Source organism: Streptomyces sp. NPDC033165, assembly GCF_055577965.1.
In genome coordinates this window covers 23,182-48,305 of the sequence record NZ_JBVIPK010000001.1, presented here as the reverse complement: position 1 = coordinate 48,305, position 25,124 = coordinate 23,182, and the positions used below count along the sequence as shown (strand labels likewise).

The window sequence follows — 25,124 nt, the reverse complement described above, 5'->3', positions numbered from 1 at the left end:
GACGAGCGGGTCGGTTCCGGCCGTTCCCCCACGTGCCCCTTCTCACCGATTTCTCACGCGGTGCACGGGGGCCGCGGCTCAGCCCGGGGTGATGAAGCCGGACTCGTACGCCGCGATGACCGCCTGTGTACGGTCCCGGGCGTCGGTCTTCGCGAGGACCGACGCCACATGGGTCTTCGCCGTCGCCGGGCCCACCGCGAGCTGCTCCGCGATCTCCGCGTTGGTCAGCCCCGCCGCCATCAGCCGCAGCACGTCCGCCTCCCGCCCGGTCAGCCTCGCCACCCACGCCGGGGCCCCGGGCGCCTGCCGCGCGGCGTGCTCGGCGGCCAGCGTGCGTACCGCCGCCGGGTAGAGGAGCGAGTCGCCGCACGCCACCAGGCGCACCGCCTGCACCAGTTCCTCGGCCGCCACCCGCTTCAGCAGGAACCCGGCCGCTCCGGCGTGCAGGGCCTCGTACACGTACGCGTCGTTCTCGAAGGTCGTCACGACGACGATCCTCGGCGGGTCCTCCAGCGTGGCGAGGATCTGCTGGGTGGCCCGGATGCCGTCGATCTCCGGCATCCGCACGTCCATCAGCACCACGTCGGGCCGCAGCTCCCGCACCACGGAGACGGCCTCCGCACCGGTGGTGGCCTCCCCGACGACCTCGATGCCCTCCTCGGCGTCCAGGATCGCGCGCAGCGCCGTACGCACCATCCGCTCGTCGTCCGCGAGCACCACCCGTACCGGAGCCCCGCTCATCGCTGTTCCTCCGCATGCCCGTCGGTCGTACGCCCGGCCGTCAGAGGCAGCCGGGCGGTCAGCCGCCAGCCACCGTCGTACGGTCCCGCTTCGGTCCGGCCCCCCAGCAGGACGGCCCGCTCCGCGATGCCGCGCAGCCCGCGGCCGCCTCCGGGCCGTACAACGGCGGGCCGCTCGCCCACCGGGTTCTCCATCACGATCTCCAGCTCCCTCTCCCGTACCGCGATCAGCAGCCGCACGGGGGACGGGCCGCCCCCGCCGTGCCGCAGGGCGTTGCTCAGCCCCTCCTGGACGATCCGGTACGCCTCCCGCGAGACCGCCGGGTCCACGTTGTCCGGGTCACCGGGATCGCCCTCCCGCTCGTACGCCACCGGTAGCCCGCAGTGCGCCAGCAGCCCGTCGAGCGCGTCCAGCCCCGGCCCGTGAGCCGCTTCCCCGCCCTCGTCCGGCTCTCCGTCCCGCCGCAGCAGCCCCAGCACCGAGTCCAGCTCGCCGACCGTCCGCCGTGTCGTCTCCTCGATGGCGGTCAGCGCCTCGCGGACGAACTCCGGATCGCGGTCCAGGACCCGGCGCGCCGCTCCCGCCTGAAGGGTCACGGCGCTCAGCGCGTGGCCCACCGAGTCGTGCAGCTCGCGGGCGAGCCGGTTGCGCACCGCCAGGTCCGCGGCCCGGCGCTCGGCGGCGGCGAGCCGGTCCTCGGGGGTCGGCCCGAGCAGAGCCGGGGCCTGCCGGGCCAGCAGCTCCCCGGCCGCCGCCGCGACCAGCGCCATCGCCACCAGCATCGCGAGCCCGGCGAGCGGCGCGAAGGCCAGGGCCCACGGCTCCCGCAGCGCATCGGGCCCGCCGTACATCCAGGTTTCGCGCAGCCCCGCGAAGAACGGCAGGGCGGCCACCGTCACCGCGAACGGCGGCAGTGCCAGCGTGATCCCGCTGACGATCCCGCCGAGCGCCAGATGCAGGGTGTACCAGCCGGCCGCACGCACCCGGGCCTGCCGGGTCCGGGCGGGCCCGTCGGCCAGCAGGGCGGGCGGGACCCCGCACAGGGCGCGGGCGGCGGCCACGGACAGCGGCCGCACCAGGGCGAAGAAGCCGGTGACCGCCGCCATCGGCAGGGCGAGGGCGAATGCGGCGAACTGGGCGGGCAGCGAGGAGAAGAGCTGTTCCCCACCGCTCACCATGCCGACCAGGACCGTGCCGACCAGGAAGTACGGCATCAGCAGCGCGCCGCCGATGATCAGATGCAGCCAGCGCAGCCGCGCCCGCCGGCCGAACAGCGGGGCGACCGCCCTCATGACACCCGGCTGTCGGACGACGGGGCAGGGGCGTCGGCGGCCCCGGGCAGCGCGGAAGCCGCCGCGCGCTCCGCGAAGAAGTACGCGCCAAGTGTCATGACGAGCGCCCCGGCCAGCATCTGCACAGCGTATGCCGTCGTCGTCGCCGGCATCGGCCGGTCCGCCGCTTCGCCCGCGCCGATCAGCCCGGCGACGCTCAACCAGCCGCCCCAGCTGGCCGTCGCCGACGAACCGGCCCAGGCCAGGACGAGCGGCAGCCGCAGGGAGAGGCGGCCGGTACGCCGGAAGGCGAGCAGGAGCACCCCGACGACGGTGGCCACCACGAAGAGCAGGCTGACGGCTTCCATGACGTAGAACTCGCTGGTGCGGGCCTCGGCCCGGCCCGGGTTGAGCCCGATGGTCGAACCGGAGACCCACAACAGGTGCGTGACGCCGGGGAGAAGGGCCGCCAGAGCGACGGCGACAGCGGTCGCGCGCAGGGCGGGCGTCGTCGGGCCGTCCGGCAGATCCCGCAGCCTCCCCTGCCACAGATGGCCCCAGCGTTCCCTGGCGTACAGCGCGAAGAGGCTGCCGAGGGCGAGGCCCTGGACGATGAAGCCGCCGTAGACGACACCGTAGACCCACGGGTCCAGAAACGCCTCGGAGTTCCCCTCGCCGCCCGGCCGCCCGTCGCCACCGCCGAAGAGCCGAACGGCCATCTGGACCGGGAAGCCCGTCATGATCGGCAGCAGCAGACCGCTCGCCACCCACATCGGCAGCACCAGCAGCCAGGCGGGCACCCGCTTGCCCCAGGGCCGGGTGAGCAGCAGAGCGAGGAATATGACGGCGCCGTCCATCAGTACGGTGGCCCCGTTGACGACGCGCAGCGCGGTGCCGCCGTCGAGGAGCGTGCTGCCGTCCGGGATACCGAGCTGACTGCCCGCCATCCAAGCGATCTTGAGCGCGATGTAGGGCAGACAGGACACGATGGCGACCGCCCGGAGCACGACCCGCGCCCTGCTGATGCGGTGCGGGGGCGTCTCGGGCGGTGCGGTGCGGTACGAGGGTGTCCTGCCCGTCCCGGCGCGGTGCGGGGCGGGAGGGGGCGCCGTGGAGGGCTGGTTCGCTGTCATGGCTCCACGCTCCCGCGCCGGCCGTGCCCCGCACGTCCTGCCCGGTGACGATCCGCCTCCGCCATCCGGGGGAGAGAGCCTCCCCGGCCCCAGCCCTATCCCTGGAGCGTCACCAGCACCTCGTCGATCTCCTCGCCCCGGGCCCGGGCGAACCCGCGGTCCGTGCCGGTCACCACGAAGCCGCACTTCTCCAGCACCCGGCGCGAGCCGAGGTTGTCGGCCGCGGCCCGCGCGTACAGCGGGCGCGTGGGCGTCTCGTCGAGGAACGCCCGCAGGGCGGCGGTCGCCAGTCCCCGGCCCCAGTGGGCACGGCCGATCCAGTACGTGACCTGCAGGTCGTCGTCGGCGCCGTACGCCCCGACATGGCCCACCACCGCACCGTCGGCCACGACCGTACGCATCGTCACTCCCGTGGCCCCGGAACGGATGCGCGCCCAGTGGGCGTCGAAGGCGGCGCGGTCGGTGGGGTCCTGCGGGGTGAACGCGGCGACGCGGGCGGCCGCGGGGTCGCTCATCCAGGCGAAGAACAGCGGCAGGTCGCCGTCCTCCACCGGGCGCAGGGAGATCTCGGCCATCAGAGCCTCCGGGTGGCGAGCGCGAGCCGGTCCCGGGCGTCGAACAGGGCATCCTTGACCGTCTGTTCGTGCCCGGGGGTGAGCCGGGCGACCGGCACCGAGCAGCTGACCGCGTCGCGCGCGGGCGTCCGGTAGGGGATCGCCACGCCGAAGCAGCGCAGGCCGACGGTGTTCTCCTCGCGGTCGACCGCGTAGCCCTGCTCACGGACCAGGTGGAGCTCCTCGATCAGCTTCTCGCGGTCGGTGATGGTGTGTTCGGTCAGCGCGGGCAGCGTCTCGGGCAGCATCTTGCGGACCTGCTCGTCGCTGTGGGTGGCCAGCAGCGCCTTGCCGAGCGAGGTGGAGTGGGCGGGCAGCCTGCGGCCGACCCGGGTGAAGGGGCGCAGATAGTGCTGGGACTGGCGGGTGGCGAGGTAGACCACGTTCGTGCCGTCGAGGCGGGCCAGGTGGATGGTCTCCGTGGTGTCGTCGGAGAGCCGGTCCAGGGTGGGCCGGGCGGCGGCCACGACCTCGTCGCCGTCGATGTACGAGGTGCCCACCAGCAGGGCCCGCACCCCGATCCCGTACCGCGTGCCCGTCGCGTCCGTCTCCACCCAGCCCAGCTCGACCAGGGTGCGCAGCAGCATGTAGAGGCTGGACTTGGGATAGCCGACGGCCTCCTGCACGGCGGCGAGCGAGTGCATGCCGGGCCGCCCCGCGAAGTATTCGAGGAGCTCCACCGTCCGCACCGCGGACTTGACCTGCGCTCCACCGGACTCGGCGACCGGCATCGCCCTCGCCCCCTTCGAAAAGCTCGTCACCACGGCTGCCGCCACGACGGGCGGCACGGACGATTGCCAACACGGAACGCCCGGAAATAGAGTCCCAGCACATTCACGACCAGGAACTCTGTTCAGAATACCGAACGTTCCTGGTGTGCGGCCCAGGACCGGGAGGAACACGGTGAGCACAGCGAGCGCAGCACCAGTCTGGAGCGTCGACCCCCGGACCGGGAACCCACGCGAGCAGGTTGCCGTGGAGGCCACCGCCGAGGAGGTCGACCGCGCGGTCCGGGCGGCCCGTGCCACCGGCGACGCCCTCGCCGACCGGACGGCCCGTGCCGCGTTCCTGCGAGCGGCGGCGGAGCTGCTGGAGGAGTCCGGCGAGCACATCATCGAGGCCGCCGACGCGGAGACCGCTCTCGGCCCGGCCCGCCTCACCGGTGAACTGGCGCGCACCGCCGCCCAGTTGCGGGCCTTCGCGGAGGTTGTCGACGAAGGCGCCTACCTCGACGTCCACATCGACCACGAGGACCCCGCCCGCACCCCGCCCTGGCCCGACCTGCGCCGCTACAAGGTCCCTCTCGGGGTCGTCGCCGTCTTCGCGGCCGGTAACTTCCCGCTCGCCTTCTCCGTCCCCGGCGGCGACACGGCCAGCGCGCTCGCCGCGGGCTGCCCGGTCGTCGTCAAGGCGCACCCCGGCCACCCGGCGACCTCCGAACTCTGTGCCTCGGTCCTGCGCCGCGCCGCCGCCCGCGCCGGGCTGCCCGAGGACGTGCTGACCCTGGTGCACGGCTTCGCCGCGGGCGTCGGGCTGATCCGCCACCCGCTCGTGAGCGCGGCCGGTTTCACCGGATCGGTGCGCGGCGGCCGGGCCCTGTTCGACGCGGCCGCCGCCCGCCCCGACCCCATCCCCTTCCACGGCGAACTCGGCTCCCTCAACCCGGTCGTCGTCACCGGGGCGGCCGCCGCCGAGCGCGCCGAGCGGATCGGCACCGGGCTCGGCGGCTCGATGACCCTGGGCGTCGGCCAGTTCTGCACCAAGCCCGGCTTCGTCCTGGTCCCCGAGGGCGCGGCGGGCGACCGGCTGCTGAAGACCCTCACCGAGACGGTCAGCTCCACCGGCTCCGGCGTGATGCTCGACCACCGCATCCGGGACGCCTTCGTCACCGGCGTACGCGAACGGGCCGCGCTTCCGGAGGTCGAGGCCCCCGTCACCCCCGGTGCGGGCGGGGAGCACACCGTCTCCGCCGGATTCCTCACCGTTCCGGCCGCGCGGCTGACCGCGGAGGGCCCGCACGACGCACTGCTGGAGGAGTGCTTCGGCCCGGTCACCGTGATCGCCCGGTACGCCTCCGGGGGCGAGGTCGCCGCCGTCCTCGCCCGCCTCCCCGGGAACCTCACCGCCACCCTCCACACCGCGACCGAAGCCCCCGACCCCGACGCGGCCCGCCTCCTCGCCGCCCTCACCCCGCTCGCGGGCCGCATCCTGGTCAACGGCTGGCCGACCGGCGTGGCCGTCGCCCCCGCCCAGCACCACGGCGGCCCCTACCCGGCGACCACGTCCACCGCCACCTCGGTCGGCGCCACGGCGATCGAACGCTGGCTGCGCCCGGTCGCGTTCCAGTCCACCCCCGAAGCGCTCCTCCCGCCGGAACTGCGCGAGGCCAACCCCCTGGGGCTGCCCCGCCGGGTGGACGGGGGCCGCGTCTGACGCCGGGGGGCGCGGGAGGAGCGGGCGGTGCGGGAATCACCTGGTGCGGTCCGGTGTTCGCACCGGTGACCCGATCAGCGGAGGGTCCCTCCGCCCCCCCCACGAGCCCTGGAGAGAAGAAGAGTCATGCGCGTCGAGATCTGGTCGGACATCGCCTGTCCCTGGTGCTACATCGGCAAGGCCCGCTTCGAGAAGGGCCTCGCCGAGTTCGCCCACCGGGACGAGGTGGAGGTCGTGCACCGCTCCTTCGAGCTCGACCCCGGCAGGGCCAAGGGCGACACCGCGCCGGTGATCGACATGCTGGCCGAGAAGTACGGCCGCACCCGCGAGGAAGCCGCCGCGATGGAGGCGGACGTCGCGGCCAGCGCACGGTCCGAGGGGCTCGGCTACCGCACCGAGGGCCGTGACCACGGCAGCACCTTCGACATCCACCGGCTGCTGCACCTGGCCAAGGCCCGGGGCCGTCAGGACGAGCTGCTGACCCTCGCCTACCGGGCGAACTTCGCCGAGGAGCGTTCCGTCTTCGACGACGAGGTGCTGCTCGCCCTCGCCGTGGAGGCCGGACTCGACGCCGGCGAGGCCCGCGCGGTGCTCGCCGACCCCGGGGCGTACGCCGACGAGGTCCGCACCGACGAGCGCGAGGCGGCCGAACTGGGAGCCAACGCCGTGCCGTTCTTCGTGCTGGACCGGCGCTACGGGATCTCCGGCGGCCAGCCGTCCGAGGTCTTCGTCCAGGCGCTGGAGCAGGCCTGGAAGGACCGCCCGGACACCGGGCTGACCGCCGTCGGCGGGGACGCGGCGGCCTGTGACGCGGACGGCGTCTGTGAGGTTCGGGGCAGCTGAGCCACCCCCTGGCCGTCCGCACGGAGTTCCATCCATAAGCATGACTTGGGTGGCCCCCTTTAATTCTGTCAATTGACTTTGGGTTGAGGGGGCTCCAGGCTGAGCGCATGACGATCTCTTCGCTCAGCCGAGTGGCCGCCGCCGAGTTCGCCCCCGAGGTCACCTACCTCAACACCTCCAGCTGGGGTCTGCTGCCCCGGCGGACGATCGCCGCCGTCAAGGCCCTCGCCGACGAGAACGCCGCCGGGCGGCGGGTGGGGGCGGGCGGCTTCGAGGCGGTGGAAGCCGCGCGGGTGGGCTTCGCCCGGCTCGCCGGGGTTCAGCCGGACCGGGTCGCCACCGGCAGTTCGGTCACCGTCCATGTCGGGCTGGTCGCCGCCTCGTTGCCGCCCGGGGCCGAAGTCCTCTGCCCCGAGGGGGAGTTCGCCTCTGTGGTCAGCCCCTTCGCGCTCCGCGGCGATCTGTGCATGCGGTACGCCCCGCTCGCGGACCTCGCCGCGGCCGTCCGACCCTCCACCGCGCTCGTCGCTTTCTCCGCGGTGCAGTCGGCCGACGGCCGGGTGGCCGACCTCGCCGCCGTCCGCGCGGCCGCCGCCGCGCACGGCGCCCGGACCCTGCTCGACGCCACCCAGGCGGCGGGCTGGTTCCCGTGGGACGCCGGGGCGTACGACTACACCGTCACCGGCGGCTTCAAGTTCCTGCTCTGCCCCCGGGGTACGTCGTTCCTGACCGTGACGGAGGAGGCGCAGCACACGCTGCCACCGCTCTTCGCGGGCTGGGTCTCCGCGGGCGCGCCCTGGACCAGCAACTACGGCCCGGTCGAACGCCTGGCCCCCACCGCCCGCGGCTTCGACGAGCCGCCCGCCTTCCTCTCGTACCACGGGGCCGAGCACTCCCTGGCCCTGCTCGCGGAGGTCGGCGCCGACGCCCTCCACGCGCACGCCACCGGGCTCGCGGCCCGGCTGCGTACCGGGCTGGCGAAGCTCGGGCACCAGGCCGTCCCGGGGGAGTCGGCGATCGTCGCGGTGCCGGGCCTCGACGGCCGTCAGGCCGAGCTCGTGGCCGCCGGGATCGCGGTCTCGGCCCCGGCCGGGAACCTGCGGATCTCCTGCCATCTCTACAACACCGAGGCAGACGTGGACCGGGTGCTGGAGGTCCTGGCCTGACGCCCTCCGCGTACGCCTGAATCAGCCCCGGCACGTGACCGGCGCCACCCGGGCCTGCCCGCCCGGCTCAACGCCTGGCGCCCCCTGCATCCCCTCGACCCGTCGCCCCCTTCGGCGGCGACGCCGAGGGCCACACCGACTACTCGGCGCTGGACGCGGTCCGACGCTCCGCCGGAGGCCGCCCGTCCCACCGCCACGAGGTGCGGCGCGGGTGGTCCGGCAGCTCCGCACGACCGGTGGCCCACAGCAGTACGGTCCACCGGTCGCCGCCCGCCGGGGCGTCGGGGAAGAGCCGGGCCAGCACCCGGTCGCAGAGCGCGCCGGGCGGTGCCCACCCGAGCCCCAGGCCCTCGGCCAGGTCATGCGTGTGCACCAGGGTCTCCACCACGCCCATCGCGGCGAACCCCTCCGGATCGGAGATCCCGTATCCGTGGTACGAGCGCACCTCGGGCGGCGTCGTCCGCACCATCGAGGCCAGCAGCGCCCCGCTCGCCTCCAGCGTGGCCAGCAGCCCGGCGGGCCCGGCCGCACGGTCGGCGAAGACCGCGTTGGCCGGGCCGCCCGCCCGGTCGGCGGCCCACCGGTAGGGCACTTCACCGTCCAGCGGAGGCGTACGCGGACCCAACTGCACGGCGTACGCGAAGAGATCGTCGCTCAGGTGCTCCACCGTCTCCCAGCAGGTCCACTCCAGCGTTCCGGCGGGCGTGTCCCAGCGGTCCGCCGGGGCCCCGGCCAGCGTGTCCACCGCGAGCCGCACCGCCGAGGTCACGTCCTCGGCGGTCACCGGCAGCCGGGTCCCGCTCAGCGCCGCCCGCTCGGCCGCACCGCATTCCACACAGAACTCGTTGCCCTCGGGATCGGCGAGCGTGGCCCACCCCCGCCCGTTCGGTCTGCGGTGGTCGCCCACGAGCGTGGCCCCGAGCGCCAGCAGCCGCTCGACCTCCTCGTCCCGGGAGCGGTCCTGCGGCTGGATGTCCAGATGGACCCGGTTCTTGGACTGCTTCTTCTCGGCCACCTGGACGAAGAGGATCGCCGCGCCGGGCGTTTCTACCAGCGCCTCCGGATCGCCGGGGGAGTCTTCGTCGGAGATCGGCGCCCCGAGCGCCTGGGCCCAGAAGCCGCCGAGCGCGTAGGCGTCGGCGCAGTCGATCGTAATGTGGCGTATGCGGGAAGTCATGGCCGCCACCCTCTCCCCTCGCCCGGCCCCGGTCCAGCGAGTTACGCGGCAGGGGCCCGGGACGGCGTACCGTCCCGGGCCCCGTGGTGCTGCGCGTACCGCTACTTCACCGGGGTGAAGTCCCGCGCCCCGATGAACTCGGGGCGGCGGATCGGCGCCGCGAACGGCTCCTGCGCCGCGTTCTCCACGCTGTTGAACACGATGAAGACGTTGCTGCGCGGGTACGGGGTGATGTTGTCGCCCGAGCCGTGCATGGCGTTGCAGTCGAACCAGGTCGCCGAACCCGCCTTGCCCGTGAAGAGCCTGATGCCGTGGCGGTCGGCCATCTTCGTCAGCGCCTCGTCGGACGGGGTGCCCGCGTCCTGCATCTGGAGCGACTTCTTGTAGTTGTCCTTCGGCGTCTCGCCCGCACAGCCGAGGAACGACTTGTGCGAACCGGGCATGATCATCAGCCCGCCGTTGGTGTCGTAGTTCTCGGTCAGCGCGATCGACACGGACACGGTCCGCATGTTCGGCAGACCGTCCTCGGCGTGCCAGGTCTCGAAGTCCGAGTGCCAGTAGAAGCCCGAGGCCCCGAAGCCCGGCTTCACGTTGATCCGGGACTGGTGGACGTACACGTCCGAGCCGAGGATCTGGCGGGCCCGGCCCACCACGCGCTCGTCGCGGACGAGGGCGGCGAAGACCTCGCTGATCCGGTGGACCTCGAAGACGGACCGCACGCTCTGCGACTTCGGCTCGATGATCGAGCGCTCGTCGGCACGGACCGCCGGGTCGGAGACCAGCCGGTTCAGTTCCGCCTCGTAGACGGTGACCTCGTCCGGGGTGATGAGCTGGTCGACGGTGAGGAATCCGTCCTGCTCATAGCCCTGGAGGTCCTTGGCGGCGATCGGACCCGGTGCGCCCGGCGCGGACCAGATGACCGGGTCCTGGCGGGGAGTGGTCATCTCGGCGGCGCCGCGCGAGGGGTACAGATCGGTGCGTGCTTCGGTGGTCATGGTTCAGCCCTCCTCGGTCAGCAGTGGGTAGACACCGTTCTCGTCATGGTCCTCCCGTCCGGTGACGGGCGGGTTGAAGACGCACACGCAGCGGAAGTCGGTCTTGGGCCGCATGGTGTGCCGCTCATGCCCGTCCAGCAGGTACATCGTGCCGGGGGTGATCCAGTGCTTCTCGCCGGTCTCGTCGTTGGTGAGCTCGGCCTCGCCCTCGGTGCACAGCACTGCCTCGATGTGGTTCGCGTACCACATCGAGGTCTCCGTACCCGCGTACAGGACGGTCTCGTGGAGCGAGAAGCCGACCTTCTCCTTGGCGAGCACGATGCGCTTGCTCTCCCAGGTACCGGAAGCGGCCTTGACGTGCCGGTCGGTGTTCTCGATGTCCTTGAACGATCGGACGATCACGGTGAGCGGTTGCCTTTCTCTCTTCAGCGCCCCGGGCCTCGCGGCCCGGGGCCTCTCTTTTCCCGCCTGCCCCGGGCGTGCCGGGTCAGGCTGTTTCGCGGACGCAGCGGGCCAGCGTGCGCAGGCCCTCGTCCAGCTCCTCGGAGGTGACGGTCAGCGGCGGCAGCAGCTTGACGACCTCGCTCTGCGGGCCCGAGGTCTCCAGCAGGAGCCCCAGCTCGAAGGCGCGGGTGCAGACCGCCGAGGCACGCGCCGGGTCCTCGAACTCCAGGCCCCACACCAGGCCCCGGCCGCGGAAGTGCGCGGTCGGCTCCTCGGCGCAGATGGCCAGCAGCGCCTGCTCGGCCTGCTCACCGCGGGCCAGGGTCTGCTTCTCCATCTGGCCGTCCGCCCAGTAGGCGTCCAGCGCGGCGGCGGCCGTGACGAAGGCGGGGTTGTTGCCGCGGAAGGTGCCGTTGTGCTCGCCCGGCTCCCAGATGTCCAGCTCGGGCTTGAACAGGCAGAGCGACATCGGCAGGCCGTAGCCGCTGATGGACTTCGACAGGGTGACGATGTCCGGGACGATCCCGGCCTCCTCGAAGGAGAAGAAGCCGCCGGTACGGCCGCAGCCCATCTGGATGTCGTCGACGATCAGCAGCATGTCCTGGCGGTGGCACAGGTACTGGAGGGCGCGCAGCCACTCGGCGCGGGCGACGTTGATGCCGCCCTCGCCCTGGACCGTCTCCACGATCACCGCTGCGGGCTTGTTCAGACCGGAACCCTGGTCCTCCAGCAGCCGTTCGAACCAGAGGAAGTCGGGGACCGTACCGTCGAAGTAGTTGTCGAACGGCATTGGGGTGCCGTGCACCAGCGGGATACCGGCGCCCGCCCGCTTGAAGGCGTTGCCGGTGACGGCCAGCGAGCCCAGCGACATGCCGTGGAAGGCGTTGGTGAACGAGACGACGGACTCGCGGCCCTTGACCTTACGGGCCAGCTTCAGCGCCGCCTCCACGGCGTTGGTGCCCGTCGGGCCGGGGAACATCACCTTGTACGGCAGGTCCCGCGGGCGCAGGATGACGTTCTGGAACGTCTCCAGGAAGGCGCGCTTGGCGGTGGTCGCCATGTCCAGGCCGTGGGTGACGCCGTCGTGCTCGATGTAGTCGATCAGCGCGCGTTTCAGCACCGGGTTGTTGTGGCCGTAGTTCAGCGAACCGGCCCCGGCGAAGAAGTCGAGGTAGGAGTGGCCGTCCTCGTCGGTCATCCGGGCGCCCTGCGCGCGGTCGAACACGGCGGGCCAGCCGCGGCAGTAGCTCCGTACCTCGGACTCCAGGGTCTCGAAGACGCTCAGTGCGGGCGGGGTGATGGTCACAGCGGATCTCCTGCGTGAGGGGGTGTGACGGGCGATGGTCGGTGCTCCCGGCCGCACGGAGGCGGCCGGGGCCGCGCCGGACGGTCGGCCGGCGCGAGAAGTCGTGGGGACCGGGCGTACGGGACGCTTCGGGTCGGGTGGGGGATACCGGGCGGTGGCCGGGGGGCGGCCCGGGCGGCCGTCGTGGCCGGGTGGCTCAGGGGGTGAACGGGCCGATCCGGTAGAGGACCTCCGGCAGGTGGGTCCCCTCGGGGAACAGCCCGCCGTCGAAGAGCACCTCCTGCTCCAGGGCGACGTCGTGCCGCTGGGCGTAGGACGTGAACAACCGGTCGGAGGCGGTGTTGTCCGGGGTGATCGTCGTCTCGACGGACGACAGGCCCTGGCCGGCGGCGACCCGGGCGGTCAGCGCGTCCAGCAGGGAGGCGGCAAGACCCTTGCCGCGGTGCTCCCGGTCGACGGCCACCTGCCAGACGACGAGGGTCTGGGGGCGGTCGGGCCGGATGTAGCCCGTCACGAAGGCGATCGGCTCTCCGTCCTCACCCCGGGCGACGGCGGATGTGGCGGCGAAGTCACGGCACCACAGCAGGTAGCTGTACGAGGAGTTGAGGTCCAGGACCTCGGAGTCGCGGGCGATGCGCCAGATCGCGGCTCCGTCCTCCACTCGCGGGGTGTCGATACTGAGAAATTCGCTTCGGGCACGGGCAAAATCTGCTGGTGCGGCGGTCATGTGAATTCAATTTACCCAGCAAAATTCGAAATTGCATCGACGTGGAGGGTTGGGTGACGGGCCCGTATGTGTTATCAGGCGGGCGCGTACTCTCGCGCGAACCGGCTACGCTTTCTCACCTTTTGCCCGGAATTTATCGGGCAAAACGCCCCCGGTGTGGATTCGGTCACAGGGTTGTAACTCTCGCGAGACGCGTCCGAATCACGGAGTTCGGGCGGCGCGAAAACTTCTGCGTTTAGGAGTGGATTCAGCGGGAACAAGAATGCGGGGAGCTGCTTTCGATAAAGCAGCTCCCCGCATTATGGATATCAGGCGCCCGGCCAGGTTTCCGATACCGCACGGCGGGCAGTTTCGAAGTCGACCCGCCGGCCCGCCTCGGCCAGCGCCGCCCCCAGAGCCGCGAGCGAGGACAGCACCGCGCCCCGCGTCGCATCCGCCCCGTAATGGTTGACCCGGATCATCTCCTTGGACAGCGCCCCGCCGCCCGCGACGAGCGGCAGCGCGGGATCCGCCGCCAGCGCCCGCGCGACCAGCGCGGCCGCGTCGGTGCCCGCCGGGGCGCGCAGGGTCGTGGCCACCGGAGCCGCGTCCCGTACGTCGTGGACGTAGGGCTCAAGATCGCCGCCCAGCGCCACCGCCCCGGCCCGGGTCGCGGCGGCGGCCGAGGCGTGCCGGGCCATCACGGTCTCCGGGCCCTCGGCCTCGATCCGCTCCACGCAGGCCTCCAGCCCCAGCATCTCCAGCTGCGCCGGGGCGTGCGGCAGGGCCTTGCGGCCGCCGTCGATCCAGCGCTCCTTCCAGTCCAGCAGGGACAGGTAGGAGCGGCGCGGGGCGGCCGGGTTGGCGGCGATCCGCTCCCAGGCCCGCTCGCTCACCGACACCGCCGACACCCCGGCCGGACCGCCCATCGCCTTCTGCGCACCGATCACGCACAGGTCCACGCCCCAGGTGTCCGGAAGCAGCGGCTCGGCGCCCACCGATGCGACCGCGTCCAGCATGAACAGAGCCCCGTGCGCCCGGACCACCTCACCGATCTCCGCGACCGGGTTGGTGTTGCCGGTCGCCGCCTCCGCGTGCACCAGCGACACGAAGCCGATCTCCGGGTGCTCGGCCAGCGCCTTGGCGACCTGGTCGGCGCTCACCGCCGTGTGGAAGGGCACCGCGAGGTCGACGACCTCGGCGCCGCAGTCCCGCAGCCAGTTGCCGAAGGTCTGCCCGTAGGGGCCCGTGACCACGTTCAGCGCGGTCGAGCCGGGCCGCGCGCCGCTGCGGATGCATCCCTCCAGCGGCAGCAGCGCCTCGCCCTGGGTGATGACGACGTCCTGCTCGGTGGCGAGGAGCGCGGCCACCCGCCGCTCGATGGCCGCGAAGTGCTCGGCGGTCAGCGGCGGGAGGTCGAGGAAGGGGTGCGTCACGGTGGTGCTCTCTTCGGGTTCGGTCGGCGGTCGGTCATGTTGCGGGTGGCCGGGCTGAGGGTTCCTCCGGGCACCTCCGGCAGCCTACCGACGGCCTCGTACAGTGCCGCGTATGAGTGATCAGGAGCGGCAGCGGGTGCTGCGGGTGAAGGGGCGGGTCCTCGTCGGCCCGGACGAGGTGCGGGACGAACTGTGGGCCGTCGACGGGCGGATCGCCTACGAGCGGCCGCCGGGCGCGGACGGCACGCCGACCGTCACGGGCTGGGTGCTGCCCGGTCTGGTCGACGCGCACTGTCATGTGGGCCTGGACCGGCACGGCCCGGTCGACGCGGCGACCGCCGAGAAGCAGGCGCTCACCGACCGGGAGGCCGGGACCCTGCTCATCCGGGACGCGGGATCGCCCTCCGACACCCGGTGGATCGACGACCGCGAGGACCTGCCGAAGATCATCAGGGCCGGGCGCCACATCGCCAGGACCCGCCGCTACATCCGCAACTACGCCCATGAGATCGAGCCCGGCGACCTCGTCGCCTACGTCGCCCGGGAGGCCAGGCGCGGGGACGGCTGGGTCAAGCTGGTGGGGGACTGGATCGACCGCGACGCCGGGGACCTGACCGCCTGCTGGCCGCGCGGGGAGGTCGAGGCGGCCATCGCCGAGGCGCACCGGCTGGGCGCCCGCGTCACCGCGCACTGCTTCGCCGAGGAGTCGCTCACCGACCTGGTGGAGGCGGGCATCGACTGCGTCGAGCACGCCACCGGCCTCACCGAGGACACCATCCCGCTGTTCGCCGAACGCGGGGTGGCGATCGTCCCGACCCTGGTCAACATCGCCACCTTCCCCGACCTCGCGGCGGGCGGCGAGGCCAAGTTCCCCCGCTGGTCGGCCCATATGAGGCAGCTGTACGAGCGCCGCTACGACACCGTGCGCTCCGCGTACGACGCGGGCATCCCCGTCTACGTCGGCACCGACGCGGGCGGCTCGCTGGCCCACGGCCTGGTCGCGGGCGAGGTCGCCGAGCTGGTGAAGGCGGGCATCCCGCCCCTGGAGGCGCTCTCCGCCACCGCGTGGGGAGCGCGGCGCTGGCTGGGGCGGCCGGGGCTTGAGGAGGGCGCTCCGGCGGACCTGGTCGTGTACGACCAGGACCCGCGCGCCGACGTCCGGGTGCTGGCGGCCCCGCGCCACATCGTGCTGAACGGACGCGTGGTCGGCTGAGGTGCGGAGGGCGGCGCTGGGTTGACCGGCGGTGACGGATACGGGCTCCGGCTCGTTGAAGCACTTCTGCGGATGATCCGGCGCTCCCGCCCGCTGTACGGCTCGCGCTCGGTGAAACGGGTGACGCGGGCGGGGCATGGAGGAACGCACGTTCCGAAAGATTCGAATATGCGCGCGGAAACCACCCTTTGGGGTGAACTCACGTCAGGTGTCCGCCAGTTCACCCACAGTGCGTAAAGATTCACGGAGTCGAGGCCGCCGGCGCGGGCGATGTCCCCCATTGGACCGTGCCGGTGGCTCCATGTCTCTTGTGGGGGTTCCACCATCTTGAACAGCAACACCTTCCGTCTCGCGGCACTGGCGGTCGCCGCCGCCCCCGTCGCGCTGCTCGCCGCTGTCCCCGCGCACGCAGCCCCGGCGACACCCACCACCGGCGGCGAGGGCAGGGCGAGCGCGGTCGTGCTCCGTACCGGGCTCGACATCTCGCTCCTCAGCAAGTCCGTCCAGGTGCCCCTCAAGGCCACGCTCAACGAGGTGCAGGCCCCGGCCAGCGCGGAGAAGACCGTGCTGACCGTGGACCTGGACGGAGTGGAGGGCCGCCCGGTCAGCGTCCTGCGCGCCGATGTGGCCACCGCCGCCGCCACCGTCGACGAGCACAAGGCCGAGGGGTACACCAACCTGGCGAAGGCCCGGATCCATGTGCCCGGACTCCCGGGGCTCTCGCTCATCGAGGTCGAGAAGGTGACCTCCAAGGCACACTGCGAGGTCGGCAAACAGCCCGTCGCCGAGTCGAACGTGCTCGGTCATGTCTCGGTGCTCGGCAAGAAGGTCACGCTCAGCGCGGGCGGCCCGACCCGGGTGTCGGTGCCGGGCGTGGGCGAGGTGACCCTCGACCTCTCCAAGACGGTCACCACCGAGCGCACGGCCGCCGCCACGGCCCTCCGGCTCAAGGTCTCGGTCAACCCCCTGAACCTCAACGTGGCCGAGGTGGAGGGAGAGGTCACCCTCGCCGAGGCGACCTGCGAGACGCCGAAGAAGCCCACGACGCCCGAGGAGCCGGGCGGCACGGACGGCGGTGCCGCCGACGGCGGTGCCACGGGCGGTGACACCGGCGGCGACGAGGGCGCCACCGGAGACAAGGGGGATGACGGCAAGAGCGGTGGCGGCAACAGCGGCGACGGCCCGAAGACGCAGACCGGCTCCGACACCGCACCCACCGAGGCCAACCTCGCGGAGACCGGTGGCAGCGCAACCACCCCGTACATCGCGGGCGGAGCCGCCCTGCTGCTGGCCGCCGGCGCGGGCGCGACGGTGATGGCCCGCAGGCGCGGCAGCAGCCAGCGCTGACCGCCCCGGCCTGAGCGGGGCAAGCCCGAGGGGGGCCGAGGGGGGGGGGCAAGCCCGAGGAGGGGGGCGGTGTCCGCGCGACGGACGCCGCCCCCCCTGCGGGTTCCTCAGCGCCCGGATCTCGCGGGCAGCGCCTGCACCGCCTGGTCCAGGGCCTGGAGGAAACGGTTGGTCGTGGCCCGGTCGCGGACCGCGAGCCGCAGCCACTGCGGCCCCAGCCCCGGGAACGTGTCCCCGCGCCGGGCCGCGAAACCCAGCAGCCGCAGCCGCTCCCGGACCTCCGCCGCCCGCTCCAGACGCACCAGCACGAACGGCCCCCGGGCCGCCTCCACCGCCTCCACCTCGCTGAACTCGGCCAGCCCGGCCAGCAGATGGGCCCGGTCCACCGTGATCCGGTCCGCCGCCTCGGCCGCCTCCACCAGCGCCCTCGGCTCCATGCACGCCTCCGCCGCCGCCAGCGCCGGGGACGACACCGGCCACAGCGGCTGCGCCTCGGCGAGCAGGGCCACGGTCTCCGGGGCGGCCAGGACGTAACCGACCCGCAGTCCGGCGAGCCCCCACGTCTTGGTCAGGCTCCGCACCACCACGAGCCCCGGGATGTCCGTCCGCCCGCACAGCGCCTCGCGTTCGCCCGGCACGACGTCCATGAACGCCTCGTCGACCACCAGCGTCCGCCCCGGTCTGGCCAGTCGCTCCAGCAGCGCCGCCGGGTGCAGCACGGACGTGGGGTTCGTCGGATTGCCGATCACCACGAGGTCCGCCTCGTCGGGCACCGCCGCCGGATCGAGCCGGAAGCCGTTCTCGGCGCGCAGCAGCACCCGGCCCACCCCGTGCCCGGCCGCCCGGAGCGCCGCCTCCGGCTCGGTGAACTGCGGATGGACGACCACCGGATACCGGGCCGGAAGCGCACGGGCGATCAGGACGAACGCCTCGGCGGCGCCCGCCGTCAGCAGCACCCGTTCCACCGGCAGCCCGTGCCGCTCGGCGACGGCGGCGCGGGCGGAGGACCCGTCGGGATAGGCCGCCAGCGAGGCGATCGACGCGGCTATGCGCGTGCGCAGCCACTCCGGCGGAGTGTGGGTGCGGACGTTCACGGCGAGATCGGTCAGATTCTCGCCGCGCACCTCCGCGTCGCCGTGGTGCCGCAGGTCGGGCCCGGCGCTCTCGATGTTCTGTGTGGGGGGAGTCATGGCAGCCATGGTGAACGGACAGGGCCCTCCCGTCACCGGTGAGGTGGAAGTTTTCCCGGCGGAAACATCGGAAGGCCCGGTCGCGGCGGAGAACCGGCGGGCCACCGCGCAGGTCGCCGCCCCCTTCGCCCCCGTACTCCGGCCCGCGTCCTTCCCCGTACCTCCGCCCGCGGCGCGGGTCTTCGGCACCACGAGCTCGTCCGCGTCGATCAGCGCCGCCGCCTCGGCCACCGACGGTGTGCCCACCGCGGCGGCCGCCGCGCCCGAGGGGTGCGGGACGCGCACGGCCGCCAGGGCCGCCGCCGGATGGGTCCGCACCGGCACCCCGAGCCGGGCCGCCGCCGCCACGATCCCCGGCTCGTCCGCCCTCGCGTCGACGGTCGCCACCTCCACGACGTCCGCCGCGCTCAGCCCGGCCCCGCTCAGCACCGCCTCGATCAGGGCGAACACCTCGTCGCCGGGGACACCGCGGCGCGCGCCGACCCCCACGACCAGACTGCGGGCGCCGGGCTCCGGTCCGGGGCCGACGGTTGCTCCGGTCATGGGCGGAGTCCTGCCTTTCAGGTCAGACGGTTCAGTACGTACGGGGGAGGGGCGGGGCCGTTCCGTATACGGTCACGGGCCCGGCGGCACGGTCCGGCGGCGAGAGGGGCGGCGGGCACCGCAGGTAAGGACACCCTGAGGTGCGGGCGAAGGGGTCGATCGGCTAGCAAGACCCCATGGCGGTGTTCGTCGCGCTCGGCGCGTTCCTGATGACTCTGGCCGGCGGCTGGGTCGCACAACGCGTCACCGACCGCCGCCATCTGGTGCTCGGCTTCGCGGGCGGCCTGATGCTCGGCGTGGTCGGCCTCGACCTCCTGCCCGAGGCGATCGAGGCCGCGGGGGCCCCGGTCTTCGGCGTGCCCGCCGCTCTGCTGCTGTTCGTCGGCGGCTTCCTGGTGGCCCATCTGGTCGAGCGGCTGCTGGCCGCACGCCAGGTGGCCCATGGGGCGAGCGGCGAACGCGTACCGCAGGTGGGGCTGACGGCGGCGGCCGCGATGGTCGGCCACAGCCTGATGGACGGCGTCGCGCTCGGCGCCGCGTTCCAGATCAGCGGCTCCATGGGCGTGGCCGTCGCGCTGGCGGTGATCAGTCATGACTTCGCCGACGGATTCAACACGTACACCCTCACCAGTCTTTACGGGAACGCCCGCCGCAAGGCGCTCCTGATGCTGTTCGCGGCTGCCGTGGCCCCGGTCGTGGGCGCCGCGACGACGCTGCTGTTCACCCTTCCGGAGGAACTGCTCGGCGGCTATCTCGGCTTCTTCGGCGGGGCGCTGCTCTACCTGGCCGCCGCGGAGATCCTTCCCGAGGCGCACCACACCCATCCCGGCCGCTCCACCCTTCTCTGCACCATCGGGGGCGTGGGCTTCATCTGGCTGGTCGTCGGCATCGCGGAGTGAGCCGCGCGTACGCCCCGTAAGCCCCGGCGCGCCGGACGCGCCGCCGCTCACCGCGCCCGGCAGTGTTCGACGAACCGCCGGGCCACACCGGGCGATGCCGCCCAGTGGGTGTGCAGATAGCTGGCGTGCACGCCCCGCTGGACGTAGCCCTCCACCCGCCGCTCCGGCTGGTGCATGCCCCAGGCGGGCGTGGCCCCCGCCCCCGGCTCCAGGACCGTCCGGTGGAACTCATGACCGCGCATCCGGGTCCCGGCGACCGCCAGCGCACTGTCCGACACCGCCACCGCCTCCCGGTACCCGAGCGTGAGGCGCTCCGACATCCGGGCCTCGGCGTCCAGCACCCCGCACATCGGCTTCCCGTCCAGCTCCCGCGCCAGATACAGCAGCCCCGCGCACTCGGCGGCCACCGGGGCGCCGCCCCGGGCGAGTTCGGTCACCGCCCGCCGCAGCGGCTCGTTCGCCGAGAGCTCGGGGGCGTACATCTCCGGGAACCCGCCACCGATCACGAGCCCCGCCGTACCGGCCGGAAGCTTCTCGTCGCGCAACGGGTCGAAGACCACGACCTCCGCACCGGCCGCCGTCAGCAGTTCGGCATGCTCCGCGTACGCGAAGGTGAACGCCGCCCCGCCGGCCACGGCGACGACGGGGCGGGGCCCCGGCACGGAGGCGCCGCTGGCGTACGGCGGCTCCCACGCCTCGTCCGGCAGCGCGGGCGCGGTCCGGGCCAGCGCCATCAGCGCGTCCAGGTCGCACCCGGCCCGCACCCGCTCACCCATGGCCCGGACGGCGTCCACCGCATCGCCCTGCCGCTCGGCCACCGGGACGAGACCCAGGTGACGCGAGGGCGTGGCGACCTGCGGGGCGCGCCGCAGCACACCGAGCACCGGCAGCCCCGACTCGTCCAGCGCATCGCGCAGCAGCGCCTCGTGCCGGTCGGAGGCCACCTTGTTCAGGATCACCCCGCCGATCCGCACCTGCGGGTCCCAGGAGGCGAACCCGTGCACCAGGGCCGCCACCGAACGGGACTGCGAGGAGGCGTCCACCACCAGCACCACAGGCGCCTTGAGCAGCTTCGCCACCTGCGCGGTCGACGCCAGCTCCCCCTGCCCCGAGGCGCCGTCGTACAGCCCCATCACGCCCTCGACCACGGCGAGGTCGCACCCCGCCGACCCGTGCGCGAAGAGCGGGGCGATCCGATCCGTCCCGCACATGTACGCGTCGAGATTGCGGCCGGGGCGACCCGTCGCCAGCGAGTGGTACCCCGGATCGATGTAGTCCGGGCCCACCTTGTGCGGCGAGACGGCCAGCCCGCGCGCGGCGAAGGCGGCCATCAGGCCGGTGGCGACGGTGGTCTTGCCGCTGCCCGAGGCCGGAGCGGCGACGACCAGGCGGGGGACGTTCACCACTCGATGCCCCTCTGGCCCTTCTGCCCCGCGTCCATCGGGTGCTTGACCTTCGACATGTCGGTCACCAGATCGGCGGCCTCGATGAGCTTGTCGGGCGCGTTGCGGCCGGTGATCACCACGTGCTGGGTGCCGGGACGGTTCCGCATCACCTCGACGACCTCGTCGGTGTCGATCCAGCCCCAGTGCATCGGATAGGCGAACTCGTCGAGCACGTACAGCTTGTACGTCTCGGCCGCCAGGTCGCGCTTGACCTGCTCCCAGCCCTCGCGCGCCTTCTCCTCGTTGTCGAGCTGGCCGTCGCGCTGGACCCAGGACCAGCCCTCGCCCATCTTGTGCCAGTCGACGGTGCCGCCCTCGCCGCTCGCGCCCAGCACCTTGAGAGCGTTCTCCTCGCCGACCTTCCACTTCGCCGACTTCACGAACTGGAACACCCCGATCGGCCAGCCCTGGTTCCAGGCCCGCAGCGCGAGCCCGAAGGCTGCCGTCGACTTGCCCTTCCCGATGCCCGTGTGGACGAACAGGAGCGGGCGGTTGCGCCGCTGACGGGTGGTGAGCCCGTCGTCCGGCACCGATGTCGGCTGTCCCTGCGGCATTAAGCGGCCCTCCCGGCTGCGGTGACGTCCTTGACGAGCCCGGCGATCGAGTCGGCCCGCAGCTCGTCGAGCGTGACGGCGGTGCCTCCCAGTTCCCGGGCGAGTTCCCCGGCGAGACCGAGGCGTACGTACCCCGACTCGCAGTCCACGACGACCGAGGCCGTCCCCTCCGAGCGGTGCAGCCGCCCGGCCCGCCCCGCGAGCGCCACGGGCTCGGGCCCGCCGGTCGCCCGGCCGTCCGTGACGACGACGAGCAGCGGCCGCCGCGACGGATCGCGCAGCCGTTCCACCCGCAGCACGTCGTGGGCCTTGAGCAGCCCGGCGGCGAGCGGGGTGCGGCCCCCGGTCGGCAGCGACTCCAGGCGGGAGGCGGCCGCGTCCACGGACGAGGTCGGCGGCAGCGCCACCTCGGCGTCCTTGCCCCGGAAGGTGACCAGACCGACCTTGTCCCGCCGCTGGTAGGCGTCCAGCAGCAGCGACAGCACGGCCCCCTTGACCGCGCTCATCCGCTGCCGGGCCGCCATCGACCCGGAGGCGTCCACGACGAACAGCACGAGGTTGCCCTCACGCCCCTCCCGGGTCGCCTGCCGCAGATCGTCCCGGCGCACCACGAGCCCGCGCCCGGAGCGCCCGCGCGAGCGCTGGTGCGGGGCGGCGGCCTGCACGGTCGCGGCCAGGTGCAACTTGGTCAGCGACCCCTGCGGGCGGCGCGCGCCGGTGGTACGGCCGTGCTCGGTACGGGCCCGGGAGCGCCGCCCGGCAGCCCCCTCACCGAGCCCCGGCACGCTGAGCATCTTCGTACGGAACGGCTCGGCGGCGGTCACCGGCTGCTGCTCGGCGCCGGCGGACCGGCCGGGCGCGTCGGGAGCGTTTTCGGGGGCCTGCGGCGGAGTGTCGCCGCCCTCGCCGGCCGGAGGAGGAGTGCGGTCGCCATCGGCCTGGGGCGGCACACCGCCCCCGCCCCCGCCCCCGTCGTTGCCGCCGCCATCGGGATCGTCGTCGGGGTCTCCCGGGTCGCCGTCCTGCTCACCGGCCTCGTCGAGGGTCTGGTCGAGCTTGTCCTCGTCCAGTCCCGGAGCGTCGAACGGGTTGCGGCGACGCCGGTGCGGGAGCGCCAGCAGGGCGGCCTGCCGTACGTCGTCGGCGGTGACCTCCTCGCGTCCGGCCCAGGCGGCGAGCGCGGTCGCGGTACGGGCCATCACGATGTCGGCCCGCATCCCGTCGACCTCGAACGCGGCGCAGGTGGCGGCGATCTGCCGCAACACGCCGTCACCGAGCACGACACGGGGCAGCAGGGCGCGCGCGGCGGCGATGCGCTCCCGCAGGGCGCTCTCCTCCGCGGCCCAGCGCGCGGCGAAGCCCTCGGGGTCGTCGTCGTACGCGAGCCGGCGCCGCACGACCTCCACCCGCTCGTCGGTGTCCCGGGACGCGGCCACCTCCACGGTCAGCCCGAACCGGTCCAGCAACTGGGGCCGCAGCTCGCCCTCTTCCGGGTTCATCGTCCCGACCAGCAGGAACCGTGCCGCATGCCGTACGGAGACGCCTTCGCGCTCGACGTACGAGGCCCCCATGGCGGCCGCGTCCAGGAGCAGGTCCACCAGGTGGTCGTGGAGCAGGTTGACCTCGTCGACGTACAGAATTCCGCGATGGGCGTCGGCCAGCAGCCCCGGCTCGAACGCCTTCACACCCTCCGAGAGCGCCCGCTCGATGTCCAGCGCCCCCACGAGCCGGTCCTCGGACGCCCCGACGGGCAGCTCGACGGTCCGCGCCGGGCGCGACACACCGGGGGCATCCGCGTGCGGCCCGTCGGGGCACGCCGGATCGGGGGCCACCGGATCACAGGAGAACCGGCACCCCGGTACGACGGAGACCTCGGGCATGAGGGCGGCCAGCGCCCGGACGGCGGTGGACTTGGCGGTCCCCTTCTCGCCCCGCACGAGCACCCCGCCGACGGCCGGACTGACGGCGTTGAGCAACAGCCCGAGCCGCAGGTCGTCCTGCCCGACGATCGCGGTGAAGGGATACGGCGTACTCACTTGGCCTCCTCGTTGACGTGCTCTTCAGCTCTGACGTGACCGGTCACTGCAAGCCCCTCCGGCGATCGAGGAGCGGGGTCCGGGCCGGCGCCCCGGCTCTCCGACGACGCACCCGCCCCCGACGGCGGCGCCCCCGGCGGCACGAACGGCAACCCGGCCGGCGCCCCGCCCTCGATCAGCCGCCACAGCGCATCCGTATCCGCATGCTCCTCCACCAGATCCCCCAGCCGGTCCAACTGCTCCTCCCGCAGCACCCCGAAACTCGTGTCCGGCGCAGGAACGAACCGCCGCCCGGCGGCCCGGGCCACCTCCGCCAGGAACCGCCGCCGGAACGCGTCGCTCTCCAGCGACCCGTGCCAGTGCGTCCCCCACACCGCCCCCACCCGGCACCCGTCCAGGAACGGTTCCCCGCCCCGCACATCGGCCACCCCGTGGTGGATCTCGTACCCCTCCACCACCTCACCCAGCGCCGAACCCACCGGCCGCGCCAGCGTCTTGGCCCGGTCGAAGCGGACGGTCACCGGCAGCAGCCCCAGCCCGTCCACGACCCCCGCCCGCGACTCCACCTCGTCCTCGATCCGCTCACCGAGCACCTGGAACCCGCCGCAGATGCCCAGCACCGGCCGGCCCTCCGCCGCCCGCCGCACCAGCGCGTCCGCGAGACCCCGCTCGCGCAGCCAGGCCAGCGCCTTGACCGTGCCCCGCGTCCCGGGCACGACCACCAGGTCCGCGTCGGCCAGCTCCTCGGCCCGGTCCACGAACCGCACCACGACGCCCGGTTCGGCGGCCAGCGCGTCCACGTCCGTGAAGTTCGACATCAACGGCACCGCGCACACCGCGACCCGCAACACGTCCTCACCGTGCGGGGGAGCCACGACCGACTCCCGTACCGCACCCCGCAGGGACACCCGCAGGCCGTCCTCCTCGTCGATGCCGAGTCCGTGGGCGTACGGCAGAACTCCGTACGTCCGTCGCCCGGTCAGCCCGGTCAGCATGTCCAGCCCCGGTTCCAGCAGCGAGACATCACCCCGGAACTTGTTCACCAGATAGCCCGCGACCAGCGACTGGTCCTCGGCGCTGAGCAGCGCCGTCGTCCCGAAGAACGAGGCGAAGACCCCGCCCCGGTCGATGTCCCCGACCACCAGCACGGGGAACCGGGCCGCCCGCGCGATGCCCATGTTCACGATGTCGGTCCGGCGGAGGTTGATCTCGGCCGGCGAACCGGCCCCTTCGCAGATCACCGCGTCATAGGCCGACCGCAGCTGCTCCAGGCAGTCCGTGACCGTCCCGAGCAGCGCCTCCTGGCGCCCCCCGTGGTAGCCCCGGGCGCTCATCTCACCGACCGGCCTGCCCATCAGGACCACCTGGCTGGACCGGTCGCCGCCCGGCTTCAGCAGCACCGGGTTCATCAGGGCGGTCGGCTCCACCCGGGCCGCCTGCGCCTGCATCGCCTGGGCGCGCCCGATCTCCGCGCCCTCGCGGGTCACGAAGGAGTTGAGGGACATGTTCTGCGCCTTGAACGGCGCGACCTTCACGCCCCGGCGCACCAGCCAGCGGCAGATGCCCGCCGTGACGACGCTCTTGCCCGCGTCCGATGTGGTCCCCGCGACCAGCAGCCCACCACTCATGCCC

General features: G+C 73.4%; 22 protein-coding genes. 6 read left to right on the top strand and 16 right to left on the bottom strand.

The features are described 5' to 3' along the window. Positions 1–78 precede the first annotated feature (78 nt). The 5 genes from ACZ5WC_RS00235 to ACZ5WC_RS00215 form a co-directional block, all read right to left on the bottom strand. Positions 79–741 carry a response regulator transcription factor gene (locus ACZ5WC_RS00235; RefSeq protein WP_468538520.1) on the bottom strand — a complete coding sequence of 221 codons (663 nt, stop codon included), beginning with the start codon at positions 739–741 and terminating at the stop codon, positions 79–81. Next, a complete protein-coding gene (locus ACZ5WC_RS00230; RefSeq protein ID WP_468538518.1) occupies positions 738–2,033 on the bottom strand; it encodes a sensor histidine kinase in 1,296 nt (431 codons plus the stop codon). The genes ACZ5WC_RS00235 and ACZ5WC_RS00230 overlap by 4 nt, the downstream gene beginning before the upstream one ends. Next, on the bottom strand, positions 2,030–3,145 hold the full coding sequence (locus tag ACZ5WC_RS00225) for a hypothetical protein (RefSeq protein WP_468538516.1): 1,116 nt from the start codon (positions 3,143–3,145) through the stop codon (positions 2,030–2,032). The genes ACZ5WC_RS00230 and ACZ5WC_RS00225 overlap by 4 nt, the downstream gene beginning before the upstream one ends. A 95-nt stretch (positions 3,146–3,240) precedes the next feature. Then, positions 3,241–3,720, bottom strand: coding sequence for a GNAT family N-acetyltransferase (locus tag ACZ5WC_RS00220; RefSeq protein WP_468538514.1), 480 nt, complete (start codon positions 3,718–3,720; stop codon positions 3,241–3,243). Then, entirely contained in the window at positions 3,720–4,490 is a 771-nt protein-coding gene (locus ACZ5WC_RS00215; protein WP_468538513.1) for an IclR family transcriptional regulator, read from the bottom strand. The genes ACZ5WC_RS00220 and ACZ5WC_RS00215 overlap by 1 nt, the downstream gene beginning before the upstream one ends. Positions 4,491–4,662: 172 nt before the next feature. Here ACZ5WC_RS00215 and ACZ5WC_RS00210 point away from each other — a divergent pair, with 172 nt between their 5' ends. The 3 genes from ACZ5WC_RS00210 (at position 4,663) to ACZ5WC_RS00200 (ending at position 8,201) form a co-directional block, all read left to right on the top strand. Continuing rightward, positions 4,663–6,192: an aldehyde dehydrogenase (NADP(+)) gene (locus ACZ5WC_RS00210; protein ID WP_468538512.1), complete on the top strand. Its 1,530-nt coding sequence runs from the start codon at positions 4,663–4,665 to the stop codon at positions 6,190–6,192. A gap of 126 nt (positions 6,193–6,318) precedes the next feature. Next, positions 6,319–7,035: a DsbA family oxidoreductase gene (locus ACZ5WC_RS00205; RefSeq protein ID WP_468538510.1), complete on the top strand. Its 717-nt coding sequence runs from the start codon at positions 6,319–6,321 to the stop codon at positions 7,033–7,035. A gap of 107 nt (positions 7,036–7,142) precedes the next feature. Beyond that, the gene (locus ACZ5WC_RS00200; protein WP_468538509.1) at positions 7,143–8,201 is read left to right on the top strand and encodes an aminotransferase class V-fold PLP-dependent enzyme; all 1,059 of its coding nucleotides are present in this window, start codon (positions 7,143–7,145) and stop codon (positions 8,199–8,201) included. 139 nt (positions 8,202–8,340) lie between these two features. On the opposite strand, the gene ACZ5WC_RS00195 is transcribed toward ACZ5WC_RS00200, so the two are convergent. The 6 genes from ACZ5WC_RS00195 to ACZ5WC_RS00170 form a co-directional block, all read right to left on the bottom strand. After that, on the bottom strand, positions 8,341–9,378 hold the full coding sequence (locus ACZ5WC_RS00195) for a VOC family protein (RefSeq protein WP_468538507.1): 1,038 nt from the start codon (positions 9,376–9,378) through the stop codon (positions 8,341–8,343). A gap of 101 nt (positions 9,379–9,479) precedes the next feature. Next, positions 9,480–10,373 (bottom strand): ectoine hydroxylase, encoded by an 894-nt coding sequence (gene thpD / locus ACZ5WC_RS00190; protein WP_096628136.1) that lies wholly within the window; start codon positions 10,371–10,373, stop codon positions 9,480–9,482. Positions 10,374–10,376: 3 nt separating this feature from the next. Beyond that, positions 10,377–10,775: an ectoine synthase gene (locus tag ACZ5WC_RS00185; RefSeq protein ID WP_096628138.1), complete on the bottom strand. Its 399-nt coding sequence runs from the start codon at positions 10,773–10,775 to the stop codon at positions 10,377–10,379. Between the two features lie 85 nt (positions 10,776–10,860). Further along, the gene (gene ectB / locus ACZ5WC_RS00180) at positions 10,861–12,123 is read right to left on the bottom strand and encodes a diaminobutyrate--2-oxoglutarate transaminase (RefSeq protein WP_468538505.1); all 1,263 of its coding nucleotides are present in this window, start codon (positions 12,121–12,123) and stop codon (positions 10,861–10,863) included. Positions 12,124–12,319: 196 nt separating this feature from the next. Beyond that, positions 12,320–12,850, bottom strand: a complete 531-nt coding sequence (gene ectA / locus ACZ5WC_RS00175; RefSeq protein WP_096628141.1) for a diaminobutyrate acetyltransferase — start codon at positions 12,848–12,850, stop codon at positions 12,320–12,322. A gap of 308 nt (positions 12,851–13,158) precedes the next feature. Beyond that, on the bottom strand, positions 13,159–14,265 hold the full coding sequence (locus ACZ5WC_RS00170; RefSeq protein ID WP_468538503.1) for a pyridoxal-phosphate-dependent aminotransferase family protein: 1,107 nt from the start codon (positions 14,263–14,265) through the stop codon (positions 13,159–13,161). A gap of 112 nt (positions 14,266–14,377) precedes the next feature. Here ACZ5WC_RS00170 and ACZ5WC_RS00165 point away from each other — a divergent pair, with 112 nt between their 5' ends. Further along, positions 14,378–15,478: an amidohydrolase family protein gene (locus tag ACZ5WC_RS00165; RefSeq protein ID WP_468538501.1), complete on the top strand. Its 1,101-nt coding sequence runs from the start codon at positions 14,378–14,380 to the stop codon at positions 15,476–15,478. A 327-nt stretch (positions 15,479–15,805) separates the two neighbouring features. Then, positions 15,806–16,825: an SCO1860 family LAETG-anchored protein gene (locus tag ACZ5WC_RS00160; protein ID WP_468538499.1), complete on the top strand. Its 1,020-nt coding sequence runs from the start codon at positions 15,806–15,808 to the stop codon at positions 16,823–16,825. A 107-nt stretch (positions 16,826–16,932) separates the two neighbouring features. On the opposite strand, the gene cobC is transcribed toward ACZ5WC_RS00160, so the two are convergent. Beyond that, complete coding sequence (cobC, locus tag ACZ5WC_RS00155; RefSeq protein ID WP_468538497.1) at positions 16,933–18,558, bottom strand: Rv2231c family pyridoxal phosphate-dependent protein CobC; 1,626 nt, start codon at positions 18,556–18,558, stop codon at positions 16,933–16,935. 176 nt (positions 18,559–18,734) lie between these two features. Between cobC and ACZ5WC_RS00150 the strand changes: the two genes are divergently transcribed. After that, on the top strand, positions 18,735–19,457 hold the full coding sequence (locus tag ACZ5WC_RS00150; RefSeq protein WP_468538495.1) for a ZIP family metal transporter: 723 nt from the start codon (positions 18,735–18,737) through the stop codon (positions 19,455–19,457). A gap of 47 nt (positions 19,458–19,504) precedes the next feature. Here the strand turns inward: ACZ5WC_RS00150 and ACZ5WC_RS00145 are convergent, their stop codons facing one another. The 4 genes from ACZ5WC_RS00145 to ACZ5WC_RS00130 are packed head-to-tail and all read right to left on the bottom strand — an operon-like array spanning position 19,505 to position 25,120. Continuing rightward, a complete protein-coding gene (locus tag ACZ5WC_RS00145) occupies positions 19,505–20,863 on the bottom strand; it encodes a cobyrinate a,c-diamide synthase (protein ID WP_468538494.1) in 1,359 nt (452 codons plus the stop codon). Next, positions 20,857–21,456 carry a cob(I)yrinic acid a,c-diamide adenosyltransferase gene (cobO, locus tag ACZ5WC_RS00140; protein WP_015607771.1) on the bottom strand — a complete coding sequence of 200 codons (600 nt, stop codon included), beginning with the start codon at positions 21,454–21,456 and terminating at the stop codon, positions 20,857–20,859. The genes ACZ5WC_RS00145 and cobO overlap by 7 nt, the downstream gene beginning before the upstream one ends. Beyond that, on the bottom strand, positions 21,456–23,492 hold the full coding sequence (locus ACZ5WC_RS00135) for a putative cobaltochelatase (protein ID WP_468538492.1): 2,037 nt from the start codon (positions 23,490–23,492) through the stop codon (positions 21,456–21,458). The genes cobO and ACZ5WC_RS00135 overlap by 1 nt, the downstream gene beginning before the upstream one ends. Beyond that, complete coding sequence (locus tag ACZ5WC_RS00130) at positions 23,489–25,120, bottom strand: cobyric acid synthase (RefSeq protein WP_468538490.1); 1,632 nt, start codon at positions 25,118–25,120, stop codon at positions 23,489–23,491. The genes ACZ5WC_RS00135 and ACZ5WC_RS00130 overlap by 4 nt, the downstream gene beginning before the upstream one ends. Positions 25,121–25,124: the final 4 nt, after the last annotated feature.

Coding starts and splice junctions, on each gene's coding strand:
- ACZ5WC_RS00235 (WP_468538520.1), bottom strand. CDS start 741: ATGAGCGGGGCTCCGGTACGGGTGGTGCTCGCGGACGACGAGCGGATG.
- ACZ5WC_RS00230 (WP_468538518.1), bottom strand. CDS start 2,033: ATGAGGGCGGTCGCCCCGCTGTTCGGCCGGCGGGCGCGGCTGCGCTGG.
- ACZ5WC_RS00225 (WP_468538516.1), bottom strand. CDS start 3,145: ATGACAGCGAACCAGCCCTCCACGGCGCCCCCTCCCGCCCCGCACCGC.
- ACZ5WC_RS00220 (WP_468538514.1), bottom strand. CDS start 3,720: ATGGCCGAGATCTCCCTGCGCCCGGTGGAGGACGGCGACCTGCCGCTG.
- ACZ5WC_RS00215 (WP_468538513.1), bottom strand. CDS start 4,490: ATGCCGGTCGCCGAGTCCGGTGGAGCGCAGGTCAAGTCCGCGGTGCGG.
- ACZ5WC_RS00205 (WP_468538510.1), top strand. CDS start 6,319: ATGCGCGTCGAGATCTGGTCGGACATCGCCTGTCCCTGGTGCTACATC.
- ACZ5WC_RS00200 (WP_468538509.1), top strand. CDS start 7,143: ATGACGATCTCTTCGCTCAGCCGAGTGGCCGCCGCCGAGTTCGCCCCC.
- ACZ5WC_RS00195 (WP_468538507.1), bottom strand. CDS start 9,378: ATGACTTCCCGCATACGCCACATTACGATCGACTGCGCCGACGCCTAC.
- thpD (WP_096628136.1), bottom strand. CDS start 10,373: ATGACCACCGAAGCACGCACCGATCTGTACCCCTCGCGCGGCGCCGCC.
- ectA (WP_096628141.1), bottom strand. CDS start 12,850: ATGACCGCCGCACCAGCAGATTTTGCCCGTGCCCGAAGCGAATTTCTC.
- ACZ5WC_RS00165 (WP_468538501.1), top strand. CDS start 14,378: ATGAGTGATCAGGAGCGGCAGCGGGTGCTGCGGGTGAAGGGGCGGGTC.
- cobC (WP_468538497.1), bottom strand. CDS start 18,558: ATGACCGGAGCAACCGTCGGCCCCGGACCGGAGCCCGGCGCCCGCAGT.
- ACZ5WC_RS00150 (WP_468538495.1), top strand. CDS start 18,735: ATGGCGGTGTTCGTCGCGCTCGGCGCGTTCCTGATGACTCTGGCCGGC.
- cobO (WP_015607771.1), bottom strand. CDS start 21,456: ATGCCGCAGGGACAGCCGACATCGGTGCCGGACGACGGGCTCACCACC.
- ACZ5WC_RS00130 (WP_468538490.1), bottom strand. CDS start 25,120: ATGAGTGGTGGGCTGCTGGTCGCGGGGACCACATCGGACGCGGGCAAG.